Origin of the sequence: Paracoccus ferrooxidans (assembly GCF_029909815.1) — a bacterium.
Classification (GTDB): Bacteria; Pseudomonadota; Alphaproteobacteria; order Rhodobacterales; family Rhodobacteraceae; genus Paracoccus; species Paracoccus versutus.
The window spans coordinates 1,257,809-1,278,829 of the sequence record NZ_CP038202.1 but is presented as its reverse complement, the minus strand read 5'-3'; the positions used below and the strand labels follow the sequence as shown (position 1 = coordinate 1,278,829).

Sequence of the window (21,021 nt, the reverse complement as noted above, 5' to 3'; positions counted from 1 at the left end):
GGGGGGAACCATGGCGCAGATCGACCCGGATGATATCGCCGACCCCGCGGTGCTGAGCCGCATCGCCGAGGGACGCTTCGACGATCCCTTCGCGGTCCTTGGCCCGCATCCGCGGGGCGGCACGCGCCATGTCACCGCCTTCGATCCCGGCGCGCAGGAGATGGCGGCCATGGCGGGCGGCAAGGCGCATCCGCTGGACCCGGTCGAGGGCTATCCCGGCCTGTTCCATGGCATGGTGCCGGGCGCGGAACCCTATCTCTTGCGCGGGCGGCGCGACGGCGAGGAATGGCTGGTCGAGGACGCCTATCGCTTCGGCCCGGTCTTGGGCGAGCTTGACGAATACCTGCTGGGCGAGGGGCGGCACCATGGGCTGTGGCAGGCGCTCGGGGCGCATGTGATCGAACACCAGGGCACGGCCGGCACGCATTTCGCGGTCTGGGCGCCCAATGCCCGCCGCGTCTCGCTGATCGGGGATTTCAACGCCTGGGACGGGCGGCGCCATGTCATGCGCCGCCGCGGCGCGACCGGCGTTTGGGAGATCTTCATGCCCGGCCTGGGCGAGGGCACCGCCTATAAATACGAGATCCTCGGCGCCTATGGCGGGCTGGCGCAAAAGGCCGATCCGGTCGGCTTCGGCGCCCAGCACCCGCCGGCCACGGCCTCGGTCGTGCGCGACATTGCGGGCTATGGCTGGTCGGACCGTGGCTGGATGGGCACGCGGGCCGAGGCGCAGCGCATCGACCGCCCGATCTCGATCTACGAGGTGCATCTGGGCAGCTGGCGCAGGAAGGACGGCGGCCGCCCGATCTCATACCGCGAGGCGGCGGTCGAGCTGGTCGATTACGCCAAAGACATGGGCTTCACCCATATCGAGCTGCTGCCGATCAGCGAATATCCCTTTGACGGCTCCTGGGGCTATCAGCCGGTCGGGCTGTTCGCGCCGACGATCCGCTTCGGCCCGCCGCACGAGTTCCGCGACCTGGTGAACGCCGCGCACAAGGCCGGGCTGGGGGTGATCCTCGACTGGGTACCGGGCCATTTCCCCACCGACCCGCACGGGCTGGTGCAGTTCGACGGCACCGCGCTTTACGAACATGCCGACCCGCGCGAGGGCTTCCACCAGGACTGGAACACGCTGATCTACAACTACGGTCGGGCCGAGGTGATGAATTACCTGACCGCCAATGCCTTGTATTGGCTCAGGGAATATCACCTGGACGGGCTGCGGGTGGATGCGGTGGCCTCGATGCTCTACCGCGACTATTCCCGCGCCGAGGGCCAATGGGTGCCCAACAAGGACGGCGGGCGCGAGAATTACGAGGCCATCGCCATGCTGCAGGCGATGAACCGCCTGACCTATGGCGAAGAGCCGGGGATCATGACCGTGGCCGAGGAATCGACCAGCTATCCCAGGGTCTCGCGCCCGGTGCATGAAGGCGGGCTGGGCTTCGGCTTCAAGTGGAACATGGGCTGGATGAACGACACGCTGGATTACATCAAGCGCGAGCCGATCCATCGCAAGCACCATCACCACCAGATGACCTTCGGCCTGCATTACGCCTTCAGCGAGAATTTCATCCTGCCGATCAGCCATGACGAGGTGGTCCACGGCAAGGGCTCGATGCTGACCAAGATGCCCGGCAGCGAATGGGAGAAATTCGCCAACCTGCGCGCCTATTACGGCTTCATGTGGGGCCATCCGGGCAAGAAGCTGCTGTTCATGGGCCAGGAATTCGCGCAGCGCGCCGAATGGAACCACGATGCCGAGATCGACTGGGCCTGCATCGGCAACCCGCTGCATTACGGCATGCAATTGCTGGTGCGCGACCTGAACGCGATCTATCGCACCACGCCCGCGCTTTACGCGCATGATTGCGACGGCGCGGGCTTCCAGTGGATCGAGGCCGATGATGCCGCCCATTCCATCTATGCCTGGGTGCGGCGCGGGGGTCCGGGCGATGCCGAGGTGGTGGTGGTCTGCAACTTCACCCCGGTCGAGCGCAGCGGCTGGCGCATGGGCTTTCCGCAGCCGGGCCTGTGGCGCGAGGTGCTGAACAGCGATGCCGAGGTCTATGGCGGCGCCGGGCGCGGCAACCTGGGCCGCGTCACCGCCCTGCCGGGCGAAAGCCACGGCCAGCCCGCCCATGCGGACCTGGTGCTGCCGCCGCTTTCGACGCTGATCTTCATCAAGGACGACAGGACGACATCATAGCAACCACACCCGCGCGCCGGGCAAAAAGGGGGAGGGCAGAGAGATGGCACCGCGTGAGGAAAGGCTTTCCAGAAGATCCATGGCCTTCATTCTGGCCGGCGGCCGCGGCTCGCGCCTGCGCGAGCTGACCGACAAGCGCGTGAAGCCGGCGGTCTATTTCGGCGGCAAGTCGCGGATCATCGACTTCGCGCTGTCGAATGCGCTGAACTCGGGCATCCGCAAGATGGCGCTGGCCACGCAATACAAGGCCCACAGCCTGATCCGCCACGTCCAGCGCGGCTGGAACTTCTTTCGCGCCGAGCGCAACGAGTTCCTGGACATCCTGCCCGCCTCGCAGCGTTACGACGAATCGATGTGGTATCGCGGCACGGCCGATGCGGTGGCGCAGAACATCGACATCATCGACAGCTACGGCGTCGACTACGTGCTGATCCTGGCCGGCGACCATATCTACAAGATGGATTACGAGCTGATGATCCGCCATCATGTCGAGGCGGGCGCGGACGTGACCATCGGCTGCCTGACCGTGCCGCGGGCCGAGGCATCGGCCTTTGGCGTCATGGCGGTGGACGGCAACGACGTCATCACCAGCTTCCTGGAAAAGCCCGCCGATCCGCCGGGAACGCCGGACGACCCCGAGGTGACGCTGGCCTCGATGGGGATCTATGTCTTTCGCTGGGATTTCCTGCGCGACCTGCTGATCCGCGACATGCAGGACGACAATTCCAGCCATGATTTCGGCAACGACCTGATCCCCCAGATCGTCAGGGACGGCAAGGCGCAGGCGCATCGCTTTGCCGACAGCTGCGTGCGCTCGGACGGCGAGCCGGTCTATTGGCGCGACGTGGGCACGGTCGATGCCTTCTGGCGGGCGAATATCGATCTGACCGACTTCAACCCGGACCTGAACCTGTGGGACCGCGACTGGCCGATCTGGACCTATTCCGAACTGGTGCCGCCGGCCAAGTTCATCCATGACGAGCCCGACCGCCGCGGCAGCGCCGTCAGTTCGCTGATCTCGGGCGGCTGCATCATCTCGGGCAGCGAGATCCGCGAGTCGCTGTTGTTCACCCAGGTCCACACCAATTCCTATTCCAGCCTGGAGCGCGCGGTGGTGTTGCCCTATGCCAATGTCGCCCGACACGCGCGTTTGACCAATGTGGTCATTGACCGCGCCGTTCGAATCCCCGAAGGGCTGGTCGTCGGCGAAGACCCGGAAGAGGACGCGAAATGGTTCCGCGTCTCGGAAGGGGGTGTCACGCTGATCACGCAGGACATGCTGGATCGAAGGGAAGCGTCTTTATGACAAGGGTTCTGTCCGTCGCCTCGGAATGCGTGCCGCTGGTCAAGACCGGCGGCCTTGCCGACGTGGCGGGCGCGCTGCCGGCGGCGCTGGCCGGGCAGGGGGTCGGGATGCGGGTGCTGCTGCCCGGCTATCCGGCGGTGCTGGGGGCCGCGGCCAAGGCGCCGGTGGTGCGCGAGATCCCGGAGCTGTTCGGCGGCCCGGCCCGCATCCGGCGCGGCGCGCTGGGAAAGGCGGTGCTTTACATCCTGGACGCGCCGCATCTTTTCGACCGGCAGGGCGGCATCTACCTGGGCCCGGACGGCCGCGACTGGCCCGACAATCCGCAGCGTTTCGCCGCGCTGTGCAAGGCCGCCGCCCTGATCGCCGCCGATGGGGTCGAGGGCTGGCGGCCGCAGGTGCTGCACCTGCACGACTGGCAGGCGGGGCTGACCCCGGTCTATCTGCGCCAGGCGGGCGTGCGGGACGTGCGGACGCTGCTGACCATCCACAACATCGCCTTCCAGGGCCTTGCGCCGGCGCATATGCTGTCGGCGCTGCAACTGCCGGCGCATCTCTTCAACCCGCGCGGCTTCGAATATTGGGGCCGGATCTCGGCGCTGAAGGCGGGGATCGTCTTTGCCGACAAGGTCTCGACCGTCAGCCCTACCTATGCCGAGGAGCTGATGACCCCCGAATACGGCATGGGGATGGAGGGGGTGCTGGCCGACCGCGCCGCCGACTTCACCGGCATCCTGAACGGCATCGACCTGGACGCCTGGAAGCCGCCCTATGCCACGCCCGAGGGCAAGGCGCCCCACCGCGCCGCGCTGCGCGACGAGTTCGGCCTGCCCGAGGCGGATGGGCCGCTTTGCGTCGTCGTCTCGCGCCTGACCGGGCAGAAGGGGCTGGACCTGCTGATCGAGGCACTGCCCACGCTGCTCGACAACGGCGGCCAGCTGGCGGTGCTGGGCTCGGGCGACCCTGGACTCGAGGCCGCCTTTTCCCAGGCCGCCGCCCGCCATCCCGGCGTGGCCTTGCGGCTGGGCTATGACGAGCCGCTGTCGCGCCGCATGATCGCCGGCGGCGACGCCATCCTGGTGCCCTCGCGCTTCGAGCCCTGCGGGCTGACGCAGCTTTACGGGCTGCGCTTCGGCACCCTGCCGCTGGTGGCGCTGACCGGCGGGCTGGCCGATACCGTCATCAACGCCTCGGCCGCCGGGCTGGCCGCGGGGGTGGCGACCGGGGTGCAGTTCCACCCGGTCGATGCCCAGGCGCTGTCCCGCGCGCTGTCCCGGCTTTGCGCGCTCTGGCGCCAGCCGGCGGTCTGGAGCCGCATGATGGAAAACGCCATGGCGCATCCGGTGGGCTGGGACGCCTCGGCCCGCGCCTATGCCCAGCTGTTCGGGGCGATGGCCGCCTGATGACCCTGCTGCGCATCCTCGAGGGCCGGGCGGAACCGCTGGGCGCGACCTTCGACGGCGAGGGGGTGAACTTCGCCGTGTTTTCCGAACATGCGCGGCGGGTGACGCTGTGCCTGTTTTCCCCCGACGGCCGGACCGAGACGCACCGGCTGGACCTGCCGGAACGCGACGGCGACGTCTGGCACGGCTATGTCCCCGGCCTGCGCCCCGGCCAGCTTTACGGGCTGCGCGCCGACGGCCCCTATGCGCCCGCCGAGGGGCACCGCTTCAACTATCACAAGCTGCTTCTCGATCCCTATGCCAAGCGGCTGACCCGGCACCCGGTCTGGCACGACGCGCTGATGGGCTATACCGTCGGCGCGCCCGAATCCGACCTGAGCTTCGACCGCCGCGACAGCGCCCGCTTCATGCCGCGCTGCGTGGTCGAGGATCCCTCCTTCGCCTGGGGCGCCGACCAGCCGCCGCGCCGCGACATCGCCGAGACGGTGATCTACGAGGCCCATGTCAAGGGCCTGACCGAAGCGCATCCCGACGTCCCGTATCGCGGCAGCTTCCTGGGCCTCGCCTCGGACCCGGTGCTGGAGCATCTGCAGTCCCTGGGCATCACCGCGCTGGAACTGCTGCCGGCGCAGGCCTTCCTCAACGACCGCTTCCTGCTGGAAAAGGGGCTGGTGAACTATTGGGGCTACCAGACGCTGGGCTTCTTCGCCCCCGATCCGCGCTACCTGGCCAAGGATCAGATCGCCGAGTTCCAGCACATGGTCGCCCGCATGCATGCCGCCGGCATCGAGGTCATCATGGACGTGGTCTACAACCACACCGGCGAGGGCAACGAGCTTGGCCCGACGCTGAGCTTCCGCGGCCTCGACAACCGCAGCTATTACCGGCTGCAGGAGGATCCGCGCTATTACATCAACGACACCGGCACCGGCAACACGCTCAACGTCAACCACCCGATGGTGCTGCGCATGGTCATGGACAGCCTGCGCTATTGGGTCGAGGTCATGCATGTGGACGGATTCCGCTTCGACCTCTGCGCGACGCTGGGGCGGCGGGCGCGCGGCGGCTTCGACCGCAGCGCCTCGTTCTTCGACGCGATCCGGCAGGATCCGGTGCTGACGCGGGTCAAGCTGATCGCCGAGCCCTGGGACATCGGCCCCGGCGGCTATCAGCTGGGCGGCTTCCCGCCGCCCTTCCTGGAATGGAACGACAAGTATCGCGACGGCATCCGCCGCTTCTGGCGCGGCGACGCCCGGCAGGTGCCCGAGCTTGCCGACCGCATGGCGGGTTCCGCCCGGCAGTTCGACCATTCCGGCCGGCCCGCCACGGCCTCGGTGAACTTCCTGACCGCGCATGACGGCTTCACGCTGATGGACGTGGTCAGCTATTGCGAAAAACACAACGCCGCCAATGGCGAGGAGAACCGCGACGGCCATTCCGAGAATTTCTCGGACAACATGGGCACCGAGGGGCCCAGCGACGATCCCGCGATCCTCGATGCCCGCGCGCGGCGACGCCGCAACCTGCTGGCGACGCTGCTTTTGTCGCAGGGCACGCCCATGCTGCTGGCCGGGGACGAGCTGGGCAATTCGCAGGCCGGCAACAACAACGCCTATTGCCAGGACAACGAGATCGGCTGGGTGCAATGGGACGGCGCCGACCCGGCCTTCCTGGACTTCACCCGCAAGCTCATCGCCTTTCGCCGCGCCCATCCGATCCTGCGGCAGAAACGCTTCCTGCATTCGCGCCCGCGTCTGACCGACGGGCTGCCCGACCTGTTCTGGCTGCGCCCGGACGGGGCCGGGATGACGCCGGCCGACTGGGGCAACCCCGAGCTGCGCGTGCTTTGCGCCGAGCTGCGCATGGCCGCCGGCACCCCCGAATATGCGCAGCGCGAAGAGGCGCTGTTCCTGGTCTTCAACAACGGCGACCCGCTGGAGGTGGTGCTGCCCGAACGCCCCGCGGGCTGGCGCTGGCGGCTGCACCTGGACACCAGCCGCCCCGACCTGGCCCCGCATGTGGTCGAGGCCGAGCGGCTGGCGGTGGATGGCCAATCCGTCCTGGCCTTCGATCTGGAGCGCGAGGATGACTGACCCGCGCCTGGCCCTGGCGGAGCGCATGGGCGTGCTGCCGGGTTTTCACGACCTTGCCGGGCAATGGCGCGCGACCTCGGTCGAGACGGCGGTGGCGCTGCTTGCCGCCATGGGCCTGGCCGTGCCGACCGCGGCCGAGGCGCAGGCGGCGCTGGACGACCATGCCGACCGCCTGCCGCAGGACGTGATCTGCGCCGCCGGCTCGCGCCCCGACCTGTCCTTCGGCGACTGGCAGCTGACCTTCGAGAATGGCGCCGAGGCTGAGGGCAACGGCCCCTTGCCCGAGCTGCCGCTGGGCATCCATCGCCTGCGGGCCGAGGGGCGCGAGCTGACGCTGCTCGCCGCGCCGCCGCGCCTGCCCGAGCCGGCGCGCTGCTGGGGGCTGGTCGCGCCGCTTTACGGCATCTCGGAAACGGGGATCGGCAGCTATGCCGACCTTGCGGCCCTGGCGCAGGGTATGGGCGGGAAGGGGGCGGCGTTTCTGGGCATCAACCCGGTCCATGCCGGTTTCCCGACCGTGCCGCAGCTTTTCAGCCCCTATACCCCCTCGCACCGCCGGCGGCTGAACGTGATCCACCTGCCCGGCGGCGCGGGCTCGCCCGGCCCGCGCGTCGATTACGCCCGCGACATCCCGGCCCGCATGGCGGCGCTGCGGGCGGAATACGACGCCTTCCCCGGCGATCCCGGTTTCGACGCCTGGCAGGCGGCCGAGGGCGAGGGCCTGCAACGCTTTGCCCTGCATCAGGCGCTGTCGGCGCGGCTGGGTGCCTTCTGGGGCGATTGGCCGGCGACGCTCGCCTCGCCCGACACGCCCGCTGCCATCGCCGCGCGGGCGGAACTGGCCGCAGAGATGCGCTTTCACGCCTGGCTGCAATGGCGGGCCGAGCGGGCCTTGGCGGCGGCCGGGCAGGCGGCGCGCGACGGCGGCATGGCGCATGGGCTTTACCTGGACCTCGCCGTCGGCACCCATCCCTTCGGCGCCGAGACATGGGAGGATCGCGCGAGCTTCGCCTTCGGCGCCTCGCTGGGCGCTCCGGCCGACGCCTTTGCGCCCGAGGGGCAGAACTGGTCGCTCGCACCCTTCAGCCCCTTGGGCCTGCGCGCGCGGGCCTATGCGCCGCTGGCGGAAACCCTGCGCCGCCAGCTGCAATTCGCGGGCGTGCTGCGCATCGACCACATCCTGGGCTTCGAGCGCGCCTATTGGGTGCCCGACGCGGCCCCCGGCGCCTATGTCGCCATGCCGCGCGACGCCATGCTGGCCGTGGCCCGGATCGAGGCGGCGCGCGCCGGCAATGCGGTCATCGTCGGCGAGGATCTGGGCAATATCCCCGAGGGGCTGCGCGAGGCGCTGGCGGCCTCGGGCATCCTTGGTTGCCGCGTGGCGATGTTCGAGCGCGACGGCTGGCATCCGCCCGCCTTTCGCGCGGCCGAATCCTATGACCGCGGCGCCATCGCCAGCTTCTCGACCCACGACCTGCCGACCTGGCGCGGCTGGCGGCAGGGCGCCGACATAACCGCCCGCGCCCGCATTGCCGGGCAGGAAACCGCCGCCCAGCAGCAGGAACGCGCCGAGGAGGTCGCCGCCTTCGACCGGCTGCTGCCCGATCCCGGCGTCGATATGCTGCACGATTTCCTGGCCCGCACCCCGTCGCTTCTGGTGGCGGTGCAGGCGGAATTGCTGCTCGATATGGCCGACCAGCCGAACCTGCCCGGCACGGTCGGCGAATATCCGAACTGGCAGCTGCGCCTGCCGGTGGCGGCCGGGGATTTCCCGGCATTGCCCTCGGTCGCGCGGACTGCCAGCATCATGCGCGACCACGAACGCTAAGGAGAGGTCCATGACCGTTCACACCGTCCCGACCCAGCCCATCGCGGGCCAGAAGCCCGGCACCTCGGGCCTGCGCAAGAAGACCCCGGTCTTCATCGAGCCGCATTACCTGGAAAACTTCGTCCAGGCGATCTGGAACGGCACCGGCGGCGCCGCGGGCAAGACCTATGTGCTGGGCGGCGACGGGCGCTATTTCGGCGACCGCGCCGCGCAGGTCATCCTGCGCATGGCGGCGGCGAGCGGGGCGAAGAAGGTGATCGTCGGCCAGAACGCGCTGCTGTCCACCCCCGCCGCCTCGCACCTGATCCGGCTGCGCGGCGCGGACGGCGGCATCATCATGTCCGCCAGCCACAACCCCGGCGGCCCGACCGAGGATTTCGGCGTCAAGTACAACACCGCCAACGGCGGCCCCGCGCCCGAGCCCGTGACCGAGGCGATCTTCGAGGCGACCAAGGCGCTGACGGAATACCGCATCCTCGACGCGCAGGACGTGGACCTGTCCCGGCCCGGCACCACCACCCTGGGCGGCATGGAGGTCGAGGTCGTCGATCCCGTCGCCGACTACCAGGCGCTGATGGCGCAGATCTTCGATTTCGCCAAGATCCGCGCGCTGTTCGCGGACGGCTTTCGCATCCGCTTCGATGCCATGCATGCCGTGACCGGCCCCTATGCCAGGGCGATCCTGGAAGGGGCGCTGGGGGCGCCCGCGGGCTCGGTGGTGAATGCCGAGCCGAAACCCGATTTCGGCGGCGGCCACCCGGACCCGAACCCGATCTGGGCCAAGGATCTGATGCAGGCGATGTTCGGCGAGGGTGCGCCGGATTTCGGCGCCGCCTCGGATGGCGACGGCGACCGCAACATGATCGTCGGGCGGGGCTGCTACGTCACGCCCTCGGACAGCCTTGCTGTGCTGGCGGCCAATGCCACGCTGGTCCCGGCCTATGCCGGCGGGCTGAAGGGGGTGGCGCGGTCGATGCCGACCTCGCGCGCGCTGGACCGGGTGGCCGAGAGCCTTGGGATCGCCTGCTACGAGACGCCCACCGGCTGGAAGTTCTTCGGCAACCTGCTCGATGCAGGCCGCGCCACGCTCTGCGGCGAGGAAAGCGCCGGCACCGGCTCGGATCATGTGCGGGAAAAGGACGGGCTCTGGGCGGTGCTGTTCTGGCTGAACCTGCTGGCCGAGCGCCGGCAGTCCGTGGCCGAGATCATGGCCGACCATTGGGCCCGATACGGCCGCAACTATTACTCGCGCCACGATTACGAGGCGGTGGATGCGGCGGCCGCGGCCGAGCTGATGGCGGCCCTGCGCGACCGGCTGGCCGAATTGCCGGGCCGGAGTGCCGCCGGGCTGCGGATCGAGGCGGCGGACGAGTTCGCCTATGACGACCCGGTGGACGGCTCGCGCAGCGAGGGGCAGGGCCTGCGCATCATGACCGAGGGCGGCGGCCGCATCGTGCTGCGCCTGTCGGGCACCGGAACCGAGGGGGCGACGCTGCGCGTCTATCTGGAGCGGGTCGAGACCGACCCGGCCCGGATGCAGGACGACCCGCAACAGGCGCTGGCCGCGGTCATCGCCGCCGCCGAGGAGATCGCCGGCATCCGCGCCCGCACCGGCCGCGCCGCGCCCGACGTCATCACCTGAGCGCGCCTTGCGGCGGCGGGATCAGCCCGCCGCCAGCTCGTCCCAGCAGGCCAGCGCCCGGCCGGCATACATCAGGCCGGGCCCGCCGCTCATCTGGATCGCCATGGACAGCACGTCGCCCAGTTCCTTGCGGGTGGCGCCGGCCTTCATCAGCGCCTCGACATGGAACAGGATGCAGGGCTCGCAGCGCTGGACGATGGCCATGCCGACGGCGATGAACTCCTTGGTCTTGGCGTCCAGCACGCCGCCGTCATGCACCGTCCTGGTCAGCGCGCCGAAGCCCTTTGTAGTGTCGGGGATGGCCTTGTTCATCACCCGCAATTCGCCGCGCATCTCGTCGATCTTTGCCTTGTAGCTCATGGTTCGCACTCCTTCTGGGCCGGGCATGGCTAGCCCGGTGCCGGCCGGAACGGCTTGATCCAGGTCAAGGAAATTACGAATTTTCGTAGGTTCGCGGCAAGGATCAGACCCGGCGCCCGCGCACCCAGGTCTCGCGCATGACCGGCGTCGCCTCGTCCAGCATGGCAAAGCGGATCAGGTCGGCGCGCAGCCCCGGCGCCAGGCGGCCGCGATCGTTCAGCCCGGCCGCCTGCGCCGGATTGGCCGTCACCGTCGCCATGGCGCGCGGCAGGTCGTCCCAGATCCGCGCCAGGATCAGCGCCCCGGCCAGGAGCCCCGAGGGCACGTAATCCGAGGACAGGATGTCCAGGTGCCCGGCCCGCGCCAGCTCCGCCGCCGAGACATTGCCGGAATGGCTGCCGCCGCGGATCAGGTTGGGCGCGCCCATCATCACCATGATGCCGTGGTCGTGGCAGGCGGCCGCCGCCTCGGGCGTGGTCGGGAACTCGGCCAGCCGCACGCCATGGCCGGCCGAAAGCGCGACATGGGCGGCCGTGGTGTCGTCATGGCTGGCCAGCACCGCGCCCAGCCGATGCGCGATCTCGACTGCCGCCGCCTCGTGGCGGTCGCCGAAGCGGGCGCGCAGGTCTTGCAGCCGGGCGACATGCTCGGCGAAGGCCGCGTCCGAGAGCTTGTACTTGCCCTGCACGTATTGCGCGAGCTTCGAGATGTCGCGGAACTGGCGCTGGCCGGGGGTGTGGTCCATCAGGCTGATGATGCCGACCCGGTCCTCGGGGCCGAATTCGTCCAGCTCGGCCAGCAGGGTTTGCGAGCAGATCTCGGCGCGCAGGTGCAGGAAATGGCTGATGCGCAAGGCGCCCCGCGCCCGCAGCGCGGCGAGTTCATGCGCCAGCTCGCGGGCATATTTGTCGTAATCCTGGTCCGGCCCCTCGTTCGGGATCGAGCCCACGCGCATGGCGTCGAAGACCGTGGTGATGCCGCAGCCCGCCAGTTCGGCGTCATGGGCGAGGATGGCGCCGGCATGGGGCCAGTCCACGCCGGGGCGGGGGCGGATGTGGCGCTCCAGGTTGTCGGTATGCAGCTCGACCATGCCGGGGGCGATGAAGTCGCCCTGCATGTCCAGCGCGCCGGCCGGCACGGCGTTGCCCGGCTGGATCGCGGTGATGGCGCCGTCTTCCAGCACCAGCGCGCCGGGGGTTACGGTCCCGGGCAGGATCAGGCGGGCATTGGCAAGGATGGTGCGGGTCATGGCGGGCCTTGGGGTTGCGGGGCGCAGGCCAGGGGTGGCCGATTGCGCCGCCCTGGTCAAGCGCGGTGCGGGTTGCAGGGGGCGCCTGGGGGCTCTGCCCCCACGCCGGGCCGGCCCCTCGATGGGGTCGGCCCGGCGTTCCCCCGGGGTATTTTTGCAACGGAGAAAAACGCGGGAGGGGTCAGCCGCAGAGCGCATCGACCCATTCCGGCACCACCAGGGTGGCGGGGCCGGTGCGGCGGTCGGAGAAGTCGCGGCTGACGGCCGAGGTCGCCAGGTTCAGCTCGATCGTCTCGGCGCCGTTGCGGCGGGCGTGCTGGGCAAGGCCCGCGGCCGGATAGACCAGGCCCGAGGTGCCGATGGCGGCGAAGAGTTCGGCGCTTTCGACCGCCTGCCAGATCCGCTCCATGTGATAGGGGATCTCGCCGAACCAGACGATGTCTGGCCGGGCCAGGGCCTGGCCGCAGGCCGGGCAGGGATCGGGCGGGCGCATCACCAGCGCCGCCGGCCAGCGGTGCCCGCAGCCGGCGCAGAGCGCGCCGAGCAGGCTGCCGTGCATGTGGATCACCTCGGGCGAGCCGCCGCGTTCGTGCAGGTCGTCCACGTTCTGCGTGACCAGGGTCAGCTCGTGGCGCTGCGCCAGCCGCGCCAGCGCCCGATGCGCCGCATTGGGCCGGGCGCGGGCGGCATCGGCGCGGCGCTGGTTGTAGAAGCGATGCACCAGCGCCGGGTCGCGGCGGAAGCCCTCGGGCGTCGCGACATCCTCGATGCGATGCTCTTCCCACAGCCCGTCGGTGGCGCGGAACGTCCTGATCCCGCTTTCGGCCGAGATGCCGGCCCCCGTCAGCACGGTGATGCGCATCCCCGCCTCAGCGCGTGCAATAGGCCTCGGCCGCGGCGGCGAAACTCTTGTAGCGCGCCCAGAAGGCGTTGTCGGCGTCGCTTTTCGACATCCGCACTTCTTGCGCCGCATCGGCGTCGCGGAAGAAGCGCGCCGCGCGCCGCTGGTCCGAGCGCGACAGCGTTTGGTCGGCGACCTGCTGGATGCAGCGGCAGGCCTGGCCGTTGCGGGCGCCGCGTTCCGAACGGACGCAGGCGGAATCGATCGGGCCCGCCACGGCGAGCGGCGTGGTCAGCACCACCGCGGCGGCGGCGATCATCAATCGGTTGAACATCTCTGTCTCCTCGGCTCCTGCCACGGCAGCGGGGCTGGGCACCCTCTTTCGGCCGCGTTCTTGTCCGGCGCAGCTTAGCAGAAGCCGCCCCTCGCCTCAATTGCGGCGGGGCGGCGCAGGGGATCCAAGGATGGCGGCTGCGGGCGCGCGCGCCCCAAGATATGCGCTCAGGCCGGTTCCGGCGTATAGCCGGCTTCGCGAATCACCTCGGCCGCGCGGGCGGCATCCAGCCCCTCGACCGTGACGCTGCGGCCGGCGAGGTCGGTCGCGGCCCTGCCGCCCGCCTCGGCCACCGCCTTTTCGATGGCGGCGGTGCAATGGCCGCAGCTCATGTCCTCGACGCGGAATTTCATCGGTGCATCCTTTCGCCTGCCCGGACCTTTCGCCTGCCCGGCAACGCGGCTATGATCGCGCCAAGGCGCCGCGGGCGCAACTCCCCCACATGAGGCTGCGACCGATGGTCACTGAAAACTTCCGTGGCGCGATCCTGATGGTCCTGTCCATGGCGCTGTTCGCCTTCGAGGACATGTTCGTCAAGCTGATGACCATGGGCCTGCCCTATGCGCAGGTTCTGGCCATGGTGGGCGGCATGGGTTTCCTGGCCTTCTGGGCCTCGCTCCTGCGTCGGCGTCGGCGCTTCTGGACGCGCCAGCTGCTGCATCCGCTGCTGCTCTTGCGCAACCTGGGCGAGGTTGTGGGCGCCATCGGCTTTACCGTGGCGCTGGCGCTGAGCGAGCTTTCCTCGACCTCGGCGATCCTGCAGGCGCTGCCGCTTTTCATCGTCCTGGGCGCGGCGCTGTTTCTGGGCGAGCCGGTGGGCTGGCGCCGCTGCAGCGCGATCGCCGTGGGCTTCGCGGGCGTGCTGCTGATCGTGCGGCCGGGATTTGCGGGCTTCCAGCCGGTCTCGCTGATGGCCCTGCTTGCCGTGGTGGCGCTGGTGGTGCGCGACCTGGCGACGCGCCGCATCCCCGACAGCATCCCCTCGGACCAGATCGCCGGCTCGGCCTTTCTGGCGATCATGCTGGGCGGGCTCGCCATGTGGGCCGCCCTGGGCCAGCCGCTTGCGCGGCCCGGTGCCGTGCAGCTGGGCCAGCTGGCGGGCTGCATGGTCGTCGGCGTCGGCGGCTATGCCCTGCTGGTCGCCGCCACCCGCATTGGCGAGGCTTCGGCCATCGCGCCCTATCGCTATTCCCGGCTGGTCTTTGCGCTGATCCTGGCCTTCCTGGTCTTCGACGAACGTCCCGACCTGCCCACGCTTCTGGGCGCCGGGCTGATCGTCGTCTCGGGCTGCTATACCATGTGGCGCGAGGCCGCGCTGCGCCGGCGCCGGCTGCGCGAGGCCGGCTTTGTCACGGCCGCATGAACCCCCTTTCCGCAACGCCAAAGCCCTTGTATAGCCCGGCCATGACCGACCTTGACCTCATCCGCAATTTCTCGATCGTGGCCCATATCGACCACGGCAAATCCACCCTGGCCGACCGCCTGATCCAGTTGACGGGCACGGTCGCCGAACGCGACATGAAGGCCCAGCTGCTCGACAGCATGGATATCGAGCGCGAGCGGGGCATCACCATCAAGGCCAACACCGTGCGCATCGAATACCCGGCGAAGGACGGGCGCACCTATGTGCTGAACCTGATCGACACCCCCGGCCACGTGGACTTCGCCTATGAGGTCAGCCGGTCGATGCGCGCGGTCGAGGGCTCGCTTCTGGTCGTGGACGCGACCCAGGGGGTCGAGGCGCAGACGCTGGCCAATGTCTACCAGGCCATCGACGCCGGGCACGAGATCGTGCCGGTGCTGAACAAGATCGACCTGCCCGCGGCCGAGCCCGACCGCGTCAAGGAACAGATCGAGGACGTGATCGGCATCGACGCCCAGGACGCCATCGAGATCTCGGCCAAGACCGGGCTTGGCATCCCCGACGTGCTGGAGGCCATCGTCACCCGCCTGCCGGCGCCCAAGGGCGACCGCGACGCGCCGCTGAAGGCGATGCTGGTCGATTCGTGGTATGACCCCTATCTGGGCGTCGTGGTGATGATCCGGGTCATGGACGGGGTTATCCGCAAGGGCGACCGCATCCGCATGATGCAGACCAACGCCGTCTACGGCATCGACAAGCTGGCGGTGCTGCGCCCGCAGATGCAGGACATCGCCGAGCTGGGGCCGGGCGAGATCGGCGTCTTGACCGCCTCGATCAAGCAGGTGCGCGACACCCGCGTCGGCGACACCATCACGCATGAGCGCAAGGGCACCGACAAGCCGCTGCCGGGCTTCAAGCCGGCGCAGCCGGTGGTCTTCTGCGGCCTCTTCCCGGTCGATGCCAACGACTTCGAGGCGCTGCGCGATGCCATCGAGAAGCTGGCGCTGAACGACGCGAGCTTTTCCTACGAGATGGAGACCTCGGCCGCGCTGGGGTTCGGCTTCCGCTGCGGCTTCCTGGGCCTTCTGCACCTCGAGGTGATCCGCGACCGGCTGGAGCGCGAATACGACCTCGATCTGATCACCACCGCGCCTTCGGTGGTGTTCCGCCTGCACATGCGCGACGGCGAAGTGCGCGAGTTGCACAACCCCGCCGACATGCCCGACCTGACCCATGTCGACCATATCGAAGAGCCGCGCATCAAGGCCACGATCATGGTGCCGGACGAATACCTGGGCGACGTGCTCAAGCTCTGCCAGGACCGCCGCGGCATCCAGATGGACCTGACCTATGCCGGCAACCGGGCGATGGTGGTCTATGACCTGCCGCTGGCCGAGGTGGTGTTCGATTTCTACGACCGGCTGAAATCCGTGACCAAGGGCTATGCCAGCTTCGATTACCAGCTCTCGGAATATCGCGAGGATTATCTGGTCAAGATGTCGATCCTGGTGAATGACGAGCCGGTGGATGCGCTGTCGATCATGGTCCACCGCGACCGCGCCGAAAGCCGCGGCCGGGCGATGGTGGAAAAGCTGAAAGAGCTTATCCCGCGCCACATGTTCAAGATCCCGATCCAGGCCGCCATCGGCAGCCGGGTGATCGCGCGCGAGACGCTGTCGGCGATGCGCAAGGACGTGACGGCGAAATGCTATGGCGGCGACGCGACGCGCAAGAAGAAGCTGCTGGAAAAGCAAAAGGCCGGCAAGAAGAAGATGCGCCAGTTCGGCAAGGTCGAGATCCCGCAGACGGCATTCATCCAGGCGTTGAAGATGGATGGATGACACATTCCCCGGATTGTGGCAGCATGGATTCGCGCCACATCGGGGAATGGTATGCGTGTTGCATTCGTTTTACTGGCGGGTTTTTCCCTGGGCACGGGAGCTTTCGCCCAGGAGGGCGACGATTTCGGCTTCCCGGTCCCGATCAATGTGCAGACCCAGCGGCAGCTGCTGAGCGAAGCCTTTCCGCAGGTCGATAACAGCCTGAAAAAACTGGACAGCCTGATCAAGTATCGCCGGGATCTGGAGCTTTACCGGGTCACCCATCTCGAGGCGTTCAACGAGTCGATAGACCAGATCTGCCGGGATCTGCTTATTGTCGAGACCAGGGTGAATGCCGCCGCCGGCAGGGGCGACCTTTCCCCGAACGAGAAAAGCAATTACGACTACCGGATCGCCGAGGAACGCGGGCAATGCTCGGTGTCGAACAAGTCCTCCAGCCGGTATTACAGGCTTTATGACCAGTTCATGGGCATCTATCGGGACGAGGCCGCCAGTTCCAGGGATCGCCTGAACAGTTGCTATGCCAGCGATCCTTGCCGGCTGGGGCAGGAATAGATGGCGTTGAACTGGGGCAACATCGCCGAGCGGGCCGAGCTTTCGCTTTTCAATTTCCTTTTGGCGCTTTCGGACCTGCTGCCCGCCATATTCTTCGCGATCGCCTTTCCGCTGGTCCTGCTGCTTTTCATCCGCTTCGATGAAGGGGAAAAGGTTCTCGCCCCATTCGAGTTGACATTCTTTTCCTTTATCGGGCTGCTGGTCGCCTATCTGACCTATCTGAGCAAGGATACCTTGCTGGAAAACCTGCTGCCGTCCTTTGTCGTGATCCTGGCATTCTTCTTTCAGCTGTTCGGTCGGACCAAGACCGGGGCAGAGGTGCCCCTGGGAACCAAGATGACGCTCGCGGCGGGGATCGTCACCGTCGGCTCGTTCGTTATCGGCTCGCGATTCTTCAACCTGCTGTTCGGCGGCGGCGGCGGAGGCTAGGGCAGGGCCCCTGCCGATGCGCAATCATGCTGCAAGCCGGCGTTCAGGATATTGAGCAAGCGGATTGAAAACCGCCCGGCCTTGCCCTATGACCGAAGCGGCCGACGGCCGATTCCAGCAGGGGGACAGGATGAGCTATCCGAACACGCAGCTTTTCATCGACGGAACCTGGCGCCCCGCGCGGGACGGGCGCAGCCTGCCGGTGCTGAACCCGGCCACCGGCGCCGAGATCGGCCGCGTCGCCCATGCCGGCATCGCCGACCTGGACGAGGCGCTGGCCGCCGCCGACCGCGCCTTTGCCGAATGGAAGCGCAGCTCGCCGCTGCAGCGCTCGGACCTGATGCGCAAGGCGGCGGCGCTTTTGCGCGAGCGGGCCGAGGCCATCGCCGCGCTGATGGTGGCCGAGCAGGGCAAGCCCTTGGCCCAGGCGCGGGTCGAGACCATGGCCGGCGCCGAGATCATCGAATGGTTCGCCGAAGAGGCCCGGCGCACCTATGGCCAGGTCATCCCGCCCCGCGTGCCGGGCGTCACCCAGCTGACGATCCGGGAGCCGCTGGGCCCGGTCGCCGCCTTCACGCCGTGGAATTTCCCGATCAACCAGGCGGTTCGCAAGGTCTCGGCCGCGCTGGCGGCGGGCTGCACCATCATCGTCAAGGCGCCCGAGGAGACCCCGGCCTCGCCCGCCGAGCTGATCCGCTGCTTTGCCGATGCCGGGGTGCCGGCGGGGGTGGTGAACCTGGTCTATGGCGACCCGGCCGAGATCTCGGGCTACCTGATCCCGCATCCGGTGATCCGCAAGGTGTCCTTCACCGGCTCGACGGCGGTGGGCAAGCAGCTGGCCTCGATGGCCGGGCTGCACATGAAGCCCGCCACCATGGAGCTGGGCGGGCACGCGCCGGTGCTGGTCTTCGACGATGCCGATGTGGATGCGGCGGTCTCGGCCATGGCGGCCGCGAAGCTGCGCAATGCCGGGCAGGTCTGCATCTCGCCCACCCGCTTCCTGGTGCAGGAAGGCGTGGCGGATCGCTTTACCGAAGGCTTCACCGCCGCGCTGGCTGCCGCCAAGGTCGGGCCGGGCACGGACCCGGACAGCGCCATGGGACCGCTGGCCAACGCCCGCCGCATCCCCGCCATCGAGCGGCTGATCCGCGATGCGCTGGACCGCGGCGCGCGGCTGGCGACCGGCGGCGCGCGCATCGGCAACGAGGGCTGGTTCTTTGCCCCGACCGTGCTGGCCGACGTGCCCGCGGATGCGGCGGTGATGAACGAGGAGCCCTTCGGTCCCATCGCCGTGGTCAACAGGTTCCGCAGCGATGACGAGGCCTTTGCCGAGGCGAACCGGCTGCCCTATGGCCTGGCCAGCTATGCCTGGACGGGCAGTTCGGCCCGCGCGCAGCGGCTGCAGGACGAGATCCAGGCCGGGATGCTGACGATCAACCACGTCGGCCTGTCGCTGCCGGAACTGCCCTTTGGCGGCATCGGCGATTCCGGCATGGGCACCGAGGGCGGTTCCGAGGCGATCGGCGCCTATCTGCAAACCCGCCTGGTCACTCGCAAGGGCTAGAGATAGGGCGGCGTGCAGGCGCTGACCACCACCGCCTCGCGATCCGAGACATTGCGGAAGCGATGCGGCTGGTTCGAGGCGAAGAGATAGCTGTCGCCCGCCTTCAGCACTCGGCTCTGGTCGCCCACGGTCAGCTCGATCTCGCCGGCGATGACGATGCCGCCCTCGCTGCCGTGATGGGCCAGCATGGTCTCGCCGGTGTCGGCGCCCGGCTCATAGCGTTCGTGCAGGACCTGCAGGTTGTGCAGCCGCGCGTCGCCGACCTGGCGCAGGGTCATGCGCCCGACCGGCCCCTGCGTCGCCGAGTAAAGCCGCGAAGTCAGGTCGCGCAGCTCGGCCGGGGTAAAGAAGGGCTGCGGGCTTTGCGGCAGGTCCGGTTCGAAGAACTCGGACATGGTGACGCCCAGCCCGCCAAGGATCTTGCGCAGCGAGGCGACCGAGGGGCTGGAGCGCCCGGTCTCGATCATCGAGACCTGGCCATGCGGCACGCCGGAAGCCTCGGCCAGCTGCCGCTGCGACAGGCCCGCGCCGCTGCGCAATTCCTTCAGCCGTGCGCCTACGTCGAAATCGCTCATCCTTGCCCCGATGCCGTTTTGCGCAGGTTATCAGGGCTGGCGACTGCGCACCAGCATTGCGGGCATGCGAGGATTCCAAGAAACCTGTTGCTCAAGATATTGAGCATCGTGTATTGCGATTGCGTCAGCATGGAGGTGTGCACATGGAATCGAGACAGTTGATCGACCGGCGCAAGGCGGCGGTGGCGCGCGGCGTCGGCACGCGGGACATCTATGCCGTCCGGGCCGAGAATGCCGAGCTTTGGACCGCGGATGGCCGGCGGATGCTGGATTTCGCCGCCGGCATCGCGGTGAACAACACCGGCCATCGCCATCCCAGGGTGATCGAGGCGGTCCAGCGCCAGATGCAGGACTTCACCCATACCTGCTTCCATGTCGCGCCCTATGAAACCTATGTCGCCCTGGCCGAGCGGCTGAACGCGCTGACCCCCGGCGATTTCGCGAAAAAGACCATGTTCGCCACCACCGGCGCCGAGGCGGTCGAGAATGCGGTGAAGATGGCGCGGGCCTTTACCGGGCGCTCGGGCGTGATCGCCTTCAACGGTGCCTTCCATGGCCGCACGCTTCTGGGCATGGCGTTGACCGGCAAGGTCGCGCCCTACAAGGCCGGTTTCGGCGCCATGCCGCCCGAGATCCATCACGCGATCTTCCCGAACGCCATGGCGGGCGTGACCACGGCGCAGGCGATTGCGCATCTCGAGACGTTGCTGGCCTCGTCCATCGACCCGCGGCGCGTGGCGGCGATCATCGTCGAGCCGGTGCAGGGCGAGGGCGGCTTCAACGTCGCGCCGCCCGAGTTCCTGGCCGCGCTGCGCCGGATCTGCGACAGCCACGGCATCGTGCTGATCGGCGACGAGATCCAGGCCGGCATGGCCCGCACCGGCCGCATGTTCGGCTTCCAGCATTCCGGCGTCGCGCCCGACCTGGTGACCATGGCCAAGGGGCTCGCAGGGGGCTTTCCGCTGTCGGCGGTGACGGGGCGGGCCGAAATCGTGGACGCGCCGGCGCCCGGCGGGCTGGGCGGGACCTATGCCGGCAACCCGCTGGCCATCGCCGCAGCGCTTGCCGTCCTGGAGGTGGTCGAGGACGAAGACCTTTGCGCCCGCGCCGAGGAAATCGGCCTGGCCATCCGCGCGCGCCTGCAGAAGCTGGCGGGACGCTTCCCGGCCATCGGCGACGTGCGCGGGTTGGGGGCGATGGACGCCTTCGAACTGGTGCAGGCCGGCGACCGCAGCCAGCCCGACCCGCAGCTGACCGCCGCCATCGTGGCCGAGGCCGAGGCGCGGGGGCTGATCCTGCTGTCCTGCGGCACGCGCTATAATGTCATCCGCCTGCTGCCGCCGTTGACCATCCCCGACGCGCAGCTGTCCGAAGCGCTGGCGATCCTGGAAGCGGCCATCGAGGCGGTGCTGGTCCCGGCCTGAAAGCG

The 21,021-nt window shown here is 68.7% G+C and carries 18 protein-coding genes; 12 read left to right on the top strand and 6 right to left on the bottom strand.

All coding sequences use genetic code 11. From position 1 onward, the window contains the following. Positions 1-10 precede the first annotated feature (10 nt). Genes glgB through E3U26_RS23170 form a run of 6 tightly spaced genes read left to right on the top strand, consistent with a single transcriptional unit; the run spans position 11 to position 10,481 of the window. The gene (gene glgB, locus E3U26_RS23195) at positions 11-2,212 is read left to right on the top strand and encodes a 1,4-alpha-glucan-branching protein (RefSeq protein ID WP_499106807.1); all 2,202 of its coding nucleotides are present in this window, start codon (positions 11-13) and stop codon (positions 2,210-2,212) included. Between the two features lie 43 nt (positions 2,213-2,255). Then, positions 2,256-3,518 carry a glucose-1-phosphate adenylyltransferase gene (gene glgC / locus E3U26_RS23190; RefSeq protein ID WP_072462239.1) on the top strand — a complete coding sequence of 421 codons (1,263 nt, stop codon included), beginning with the start codon at positions 2,256-2,258 and terminating at the stop codon, positions 3,516-3,518. Then, a complete protein-coding gene (glgA, locus tag E3U26_RS23185) occupies positions 3,515-4,918 on the top strand; it encodes a glycogen synthase (protein WP_499106805.1) in 1,404 nt (467 codons plus the stop codon). The genes glgC and glgA overlap by 4 nt, the downstream gene beginning before the upstream one ends. After that, complete coding sequence (gene glgX / locus E3U26_RS23180) at positions 4,918-7,011, top strand: glycogen debranching protein (protein ID WP_499106803.1); 2,094 nt, start codon at positions 4,918-4,920, stop codon at positions 7,009-7,011. The genes glgA and glgX overlap by 1 nt, the downstream gene beginning before the upstream one ends. Beyond that, positions 7,004-8,839 carry a 4-alpha-glucanotransferase gene (locus E3U26_RS23175; protein WP_499106801.1) on the top strand — a complete coding sequence of 612 codons (1,836 nt, stop codon included), beginning with the start codon at positions 7,004-7,006 and terminating at the stop codon, positions 8,837-8,839. Before glgX ends, E3U26_RS23175 begins: the two co-directional genes overlap by 8 nt. A gap of 10 nt (positions 8,840-8,849) precedes the next feature. Further along, on the top strand, positions 8,850-10,481 hold the full coding sequence (locus E3U26_RS23170) for a phosphohexomutase domain-containing protein (RefSeq protein WP_499106799.1): 1,632 nt from the start codon (positions 8,850-8,852) through the stop codon (positions 10,479-10,481). A 21-nt stretch (positions 10,482-10,502) separates the two neighbouring features. Here the strand turns inward: E3U26_RS23170 and E3U26_RS23165 are convergent, their stop codons facing one another. The 5 genes from E3U26_RS23165 to E3U26_RS23145 form a co-directional block, all read right to left on the bottom strand. Continuing rightward, positions 10,503-10,841 carry a carboxymuconolactone decarboxylase family protein gene (locus E3U26_RS23165; RefSeq protein ID WP_449045815.1) on the bottom strand — a complete coding sequence of 113 codons (339 nt, stop codon included), beginning with the start codon at positions 10,839-10,841 and terminating at the stop codon, positions 10,503-10,505. 103 nt (positions 10,842-10,944) lie between these two features. Continuing rightward, complete coding sequence (locus tag E3U26_RS23160; RefSeq protein WP_072462234.1) at positions 10,945-12,090, bottom strand: alpha-D-ribose 1-methylphosphonate 5-triphosphate diphosphatase; 1,146 nt, start codon at positions 12,088-12,090, stop codon at positions 10,945-10,947. Between the two features lie 181 nt (positions 12,091-12,271). Further along, on the bottom strand, positions 12,272-12,952 hold the full coding sequence (locus E3U26_RS23155) for an NAD-dependent deacylase (protein WP_214274477.1): 681 nt from the start codon (positions 12,950-12,952) through the stop codon (positions 12,272-12,274). 7 nt (positions 12,953-12,959) lie between these two features. Next, positions 12,960-13,265: a hypothetical protein gene (locus E3U26_RS23150; RefSeq protein ID WP_072462232.1), complete on the bottom strand. Its 306-nt coding sequence runs from the start codon at positions 13,263-13,265 to the stop codon at positions 12,960-12,962. A gap of 167 nt (positions 13,266-13,432) precedes the next feature. Continuing rightward, complete coding sequence (locus tag E3U26_RS23145; protein WP_036753366.1) at positions 13,433-13,618, bottom strand: heavy-metal-associated domain-containing protein; 186 nt, start codon at positions 13,616-13,618, stop codon at positions 13,433-13,435. Positions 13,619-13,722: 104 nt separating this feature from the next. Between E3U26_RS23145 and E3U26_RS23140 the strand changes: the two genes are divergently transcribed. The 5 genes from E3U26_RS23140 (at position 13,723) to E3U26_RS23120 (ending at position 19,017) form a co-directional block, all read left to right on the top strand. Further along, positions 13,723-14,628 (top strand): DMT family transporter, encoded by a 906-nt coding sequence (locus E3U26_RS23140; RefSeq protein ID WP_116220673.1) that lies wholly within the window; start codon positions 13,723-13,725, stop codon positions 14,626-14,628. A 41-nt stretch (positions 14,629-14,669) separates the two neighbouring features. Continuing rightward, entirely contained in the window at positions 14,670-16,469 is a 1,800-nt protein-coding gene (gene lepA / locus E3U26_RS23135; protein ID WP_036753359.1) for a translation elongation factor 4, read from the top strand. A gap of 51 nt (positions 16,470-16,520) precedes the next feature. Next, positions 16,521-17,024: a hypothetical protein gene (locus E3U26_RS23130; RefSeq protein ID WP_499106794.1), complete on the top strand. Its 504-nt coding sequence runs from the start codon at positions 16,521-16,523 to the stop codon at positions 17,022-17,024. 60 nt (positions 17,025-17,084) lie between these two features. Beyond that, positions 17,085-17,453 (top strand): hypothetical protein, encoded by a 369-nt coding sequence (locus tag E3U26_RS23125; RefSeq protein WP_147278991.1) that lies wholly within the window; start codon positions 17,085-17,087, stop codon positions 17,451-17,453. A 130-nt stretch (positions 17,454-17,583) separates the two neighbouring features. Beyond that, the gene (locus tag E3U26_RS23120) at positions 17,584-19,017 is read left to right on the top strand and encodes an NAD-dependent succinate-semialdehyde dehydrogenase (protein WP_072462269.1); all 1,434 of its coding nucleotides are present in this window, start codon (positions 17,584-17,586) and stop codon (positions 19,015-19,017) included. On the opposite strand, the gene E3U26_RS23115 is transcribed toward E3U26_RS23120, so the two are convergent. Then, entirely contained in the window at positions 19,014-19,592 is a 579-nt protein-coding gene (locus E3U26_RS23115) for a cupin domain-containing protein (RefSeq protein WP_036753347.1), read from the bottom strand. The genes E3U26_RS23120 and E3U26_RS23115 overlap by 4 nt on opposite strands. A 143-nt stretch (positions 19,593-19,735) precedes the next feature. Here E3U26_RS23115 and gabT point away from each other — a divergent pair, with 143 nt between their 5' ends. After that, positions 19,736-21,016: an aspartate aminotransferase family protein gene (gene gabT, locus E3U26_RS23110; RefSeq protein ID WP_499106791.1), complete on the top strand. Its 1,281-nt coding sequence runs from the start codon at positions 19,736-19,738 to the stop codon at positions 21,014-21,016. The last annotated feature ends 5 nt before the right edge of the window (positions 21,017-21,021 follow it).